The sequence below is a fragment of the Vibrio makurazakiensis genome (assembly GCF_050337375.1).
Taxonomy (GTDB): Bacteria; Pseudomonadota; Gammaproteobacteria; order Enterobacterales; family Vibrionaceae; genus Vibrio; species Vibrio makurazakiensis.
Genome location: NZ_JAKJSW010000252.1, coordinates 1 through 5,535, shown reverse-complemented (window position 1 = coordinate 5,535; position 5,535 = coordinate 1). Strand labels below are relative to the sequence as shown.

Here is a 5,535-nt window from a genome sequence, read left to right as displayed (position 1 = left end):
GTTTGCCTCCTGTTGCTATGTATTCACAACAGGATACGTGCTTATGCACGTGGGTTTCCCCATTCAGAAATCCCAGACTCAAAAGGTTATTACTACCTAATCTGGGCTTATCGCAAGTTATTACGTCTTTCATCGCCTCTGACTGCCAAGGCATCCACCGTGTACGCTTAGTCACTTAACCATACAACCCGAAAGGGTCTTAATGTATGTTCAAACAACCAAGGTTTTTGGTTGTCATTAAGAAGGGTTAATTCTCAATGACTGTTTGCCGGACTCAATTGTGAATCAAACTAACGTTTGATTCGAATACAAGACACTTGAATGTGTTTGTTGTGTTTATCWTAAAGATAAACATTGAGAACTTTTAAATTTGATTGAATTACTCGTAAGTAAATCAATCAGTCAGCTTTCCAAATTGTTAAAGAGCTTGATTCAATAAATTGAACCATTTTTAAAAACACTTAAGTAAATGTGCTTAAAGATGGTGGAGCTATGCGGGATCGAACCGCAGACCTCCTGCGTGCAAGGCAGGCGCTCTCCCAGCTGAGCTATAGCCCCATCTGTTGTTGCAATCGATATTGGTGGGTCTGAGTGGACTTGAACCACCGACCTCCCGCTTATCAGGCGAGCGCTCTAACCAGCTGAGCTACAGACCCAATATCGTCTCTTTTACTTTCTAAACCTAATCAATCTGTGTGGACACTTATCGTGATATCTTCGTATAAGGAGGTGATCCAGCCCCAGGTTCCCCTAGGGCTACCTTGTTACGACTTCACCCCAGTCATGAACCACAAAGTGGTGAGCGTCCTCCCCGAAAGGTTAAACTACCCACTTCTTTTGCAGCCCACTCCCATGGTGTGACGGGCGGTGTGTACAAGGCCCGGGAACGTATTCACCGTAGCATTCTGATCTACGATTACTAGCGATTCCGACTTCATGGAGTCGAGTTGCAGACTCCAATCCGGACTACGACGCACTTTTTGGGATTCGCTCACTATCGCTAGCTTGCTGCCCTCTGTATGCGCCATTGTAGCACGTGTGTAGCCCTACTCGTAAGGGCCATGATGACTTGACGTCGTCCCCACCTTCCTCCGGTTTATCACCGGCAGTCTCCCTGGAGTTCCCGACATTACTCGCTGGCAAACAAGGATAAGGGTTGCGCTCGTTGCGGGACTTAACCCAACATTTCACAACACGAGCTGACGACAGCCATGCAGCACCTGTCTCAGAGCTCCCGAAGGCACACCTGYGTCTCCRCTGGCTTCTCTGGATGTCAAGAGTAGGTAAGGTTCTTCGCGTTGCATCGAATTAAACCACATGCTCCACCGCTTGTGCGGGCCCCCGTCAATTCATTTGAGTTTTAATCTTGCGACCGTACTCCCCAGGCGGTCTACTTAACGCGTTAGCTCCGAAAGCCACGGCTCAAGGCCACAACCTCCAAGTAGACATCGTTTACGGCGTGGACTACCAGGGTATCTAATCCTGTTTGCTCCCCACGCTTTCGCATCTGAGTGTCAGTATCTGTCCAGGGGGCCGCCTTCGCCACTGGTATTCCTTCAGATCTCTACGCATTTCACCGCTACACCTGAAATTCTACCCCCCTCTACAGTACTCTAGTTCACCAGTTTCAAATGCAGTTCCGAGGTTGAGCCCCGGGCTTTCACATCTGACTTAATGAACCACCTGCATGCGCTTTACGCCCAGTAATTCCGATTAACGCTCGCACCCTCCGTATTACCGCGGCTGCTGGCACGGAGTTAGCCGGTGCTTCTTCTGTTGCTAACGTCAAGAGCTAAGCGTATTAAGCTTAACCCCTTCCTCACAACTGAAAGTACTTTACAACCCGAAGGCCTTCTTCATACACGCGGCATGGCTGCATCAGGCTTTCGCCCATTGTGCAATATTCCCCACTGCTGCCTCCCGTAGGAGTCTGGACCGTGTCTCAGTTCCAGTGTGGCTGATCATCCTCTCAGACCAGCTAGGGATCGTCGCCTTGGTGAGCCATTACCTCACCAACTAGCTAATCCCACCTAGGCGTATCCGGTAGCACAAGGCCCGAAGGTCCCCTGCTTTGCTCCATAGAGATTATGCGGTATTAGCCATCGTTTCCAATGGTTATCCCCCTCTACCGGGCAACTTCCTAGGCATTACTCACCCGTCCGCCGCTCGACGCCCAACAAATCATCCGAAGARTCAATRKTGTCGTTTCCGCTCGACTTGCATGTGTTAGGCCTGCCGCCAGCGTTCAATCTGAGCCATGATCAAACTCTTCAATTTAAGATTTTGTCGGCTCAATGAATACTGACTTCAAAACTAWTATTCATTCGAAAATGAACATGTAATTCTAAAGCTATTACCATTCCAACAGAATGGTAATGAATTGACTGTGCCAAATAACCRCTCTCTAYAAAGAGAAYAACTATTCGTATTGGTCACTCAGTTCATTGAAACCAAAGTCGATTTCCGARGAAATCTTTTTTGATATCATCAACGAGTGCCCACACAGATTGATAGGTTTAAATTGTTAAAGAGCTTTGCTTTTCAAAGCATTCTTTTCTACAAAGAAGTTCTCAAAGCGGACGGTCATTCTAGCTAGATAACATCGAGTGTCAAACACTTTCTGTTTATTTCTCCTAGAGTTAATTGATTAACTCAACCGTCTTGTTGTCTTACTAATCTTAGTTCGGCTTCCCGTGACAACGGATGCGCATTATAGGGAGTAATTCCTTTAGGACAACCTTTAATTGCCACCACTCCGTTTGTTTGCACACAAATCAAACAAACGGGTGATATATCTATCACATTGGTTATTTTGCTATCAAAAGCACCTAGTCAATAGTGACTTTATTGATGTGCCACTATCTTGTCATTACTAACTAATAACTTCACTGGTTTGTCCGGATTGATCTTTCCAGCAAGGATTGCTTTCGCAAGAGGGTTCTCAACACTTTGTTGAATTGCTCTCTTTAGTGGTCTCGCACCAAAGACTGGATCGAAGCCCACCTGGGCGATTAATTCCAACGCCTTGTCAGAAACTTCAAGTTGATAACCGTTTTCTTCCATTCTTTGACCCAATCTATCAAGCTGAATAGAAGCGATGGATTGAATGTGCTCACGCCCTAATGGGTGGAAGACAACACTTTCATCCACTCTATTTAGGAACTCAGGTCTAAAATGTTTACCCACAACATCCATGACCTCATCTTTGATTCCTTGGTAATCTAGAGTTTTGAAGTTTTCCTGAATTCGAGTTGACCCTAGGTTAGAAGTCATAATCAAAACCGTATTTCTAAAATCAACCGTTCTACCTTGGCCATCGGTTAAACGGCCATCATCAAGTACTTGAAGTAGGATATTGAATACATCAGGGTGCGCCTTCTCTACTTCATCTAACAATATGACTGAATAAGGCTTACGACGAATAGCTTCCGTTAAGTAGCCACCTTCTTCATACCCTACATAGCCAGGAGGAGCACCAACTAAACGAGCAACAGAGTGCTTTTCCATAAATTCGGACATATCAACACGAACCATTGCCTCTTCACTATCAAACATAAAATTTGCGAGTGTTTTACATAATTCGGTTTTACCGACGCCGGTAGGACCAAGAAATAAAAATGAACCAATGGGTTTATTTGGATCTGACAAACCTGCTCGGCTACGACGAATTGCATTCGAGACAACTTCAACGGCTTCAACTTGGCCAATCACTCGGTTATGAAGCACACCTTCCATTTTAAGGAGCTTATCTTTTTCAGCTTCTAGCATTTTCGTCACTGGAATGCCCGTTTGTTTAGACAAAACTTCAGCAATCTCAGCATCCGTTACTTTATTCCGAAGTAACGTCATCTCTTGCATTTCAGCCTGTGTAGCAAGATCCAGTTGTTTCTCTAGTTCAGGGATACGCCCATACTGCAGTTCCGACATTCGGTTAAGATCGCCAGCGCGCCGAGCAAAATCCATATCCATACGCGCATGTTCTAACTCTGACTTAATATGCTGAGTGCCAGATAAAGAAGCTTTTTCAGCATTCCAAACTTCTTCTAACTCAGCAAAATCACGTTCTTTTAGTTGCAGCTCTTCTTGCAAAGTTTTCAGACGCTTTTCACTTGCGTCATCATTCTCATTGGTCAGGGCTTGCTGCTCAATTTTCAGTTGAATGATCTTGCGTTCTAATTTATCCAATGACTCAGGTTTTGAGTCAATCTGCATCCGGATGCTCGATGCTGCTTCATCGATCAAGTCAATCGCTTTATCGGGTAGCTGACGGTCAGAAACGTATCGATGAGATAACGTTGCTGCTGCCACAATCGCTGGGTCTGTTATTTCTACGTGATGATGTAGTTCATAGCGTTCTTTTAATCCACGCAGAATAGCCACGGTATCTTCGACCGTAGGTTCATCGACTAACACTTTTTGAAAGCGACGTTCTAAGGCTGGATCTTTTTCAATGTACTGACGAAATTCGTCTAGGGTTGTTGCACCAACACAATGTAGCTCACCACGGGCTAATGCAGGTTTAAGCATGTTGCCCGCATCCATAGAGCCTTCACCTTTACCGGCTCCAACCATGGTGTGTAATTCATCGATAAATAAAATGACATTGCCCTCTTCTTTAGACAATTCATTCAATACTGATTTCAATCGCTCTTCAAACTCACCACGGTATTTTGCACCAGCAACTAAAGACCCCATATCTAGCGATAAAACTCGGCGTCCACGTAAGCCTTCTGGTACTTCATTATTAATAATTCGCTGTGCCAAACCTTCAACAATGGCCGTTTTACCCACACCAGGTTCACCAATGATCACAGGGTTATTTTTCGTTCTTCGTTGAAGTACTTGGATGGTTCGGCGGATCTCATCATCACGACCAATAACAGGGTCGAGTTTGCCCTGCTCTGCACGTTCAGTAAGATCAATGGTGAATTTTTCTAGGGCTTGTCGTCTATCTTCTGCATTTGGATCATCGACTTTTTGACCACCTCGGATTTGTTCTATTGCCTGAGACAGTTTGTCTTCAGTAAGACCAAGCTCTTTCAACAAATTTCCTAATGGACCTCTATCTTCAACAGCTGCTAATAAAAACACTTCAGACGAGATATAAGAGTCTTGACGTTTTTGCGCTACTTTGTCACACAGGTTAAACAAAGTACCCATAGCACTAGATAGCTGAACATCGCCACCAATGCCACTCACTTTAGGCACACGATCCAACATTTCACTGAGTTTTGAGCGCAGCTGGACAACGTCGACATTTAACATTGTTAATAGTGGGCGAATTGCGCTGCCATCCTGGTTTAACAATGAAACCATTAAATGAACCGGCTCAATATATTGGTGATCACGACCCAGCGCGAGTGACTGAGCATCAGAAATCGCTACTTGAAATTTACTGGTGAATCGATCGAGACGCATGCCAACCTTCCTAAATGATAGATATTTATCTTATGCATAGAAGATGGATACGGTATAAGGGATTTTCAAGGGGGAAAAGAGTGAAGCTTGATCTAACGTAGTATTGCTCGGCTATTC

1 protein-coding gene, 2 tRNA genes and 2 rRNA genes are annotated in these 5,535 nt (G+C 44.8%); all 5 read right to left on the bottom strand.

All coding sequences use genetic code 11. The features are described 5' to 3' along the window. Positions 1 to 181, bottom strand: a 23S ribosomal RNA gene (locus tag L4C33_RS19245); the annotation flags it as partial. A 301-nt stretch (positions 182 to 482) separates the two neighbouring features. Then, positions 483 to 558 (bottom strand) — tRNA-Ala (locus tag L4C33_RS19240). A 21-nt stretch (positions 559 to 579) separates the two neighbouring features. Next, a tRNA-Ile gene (locus L4C33_RS19235) sits at positions 580 to 656 on the bottom strand. Between the two features lie 66 nt (positions 657 to 722). Next, positions 723 to 2,277: ribosomal RNA gene (locus L4C33_RS19230) — 16S ribosomal RNA — on the bottom strand. Between the two features lie 567 nt (positions 2,278 to 2,844). Next, a complete protein-coding gene (gene clpB / locus L4C33_RS19225; RefSeq protein ID WP_428814016.1) occupies positions 2,845 to 5,418 on the bottom strand; it encodes an ATP-dependent chaperone ClpB in 2,574 nt (857 codons plus the stop codon). Positions 5,419 to 5,535: the final 117 nt, after the last annotated feature.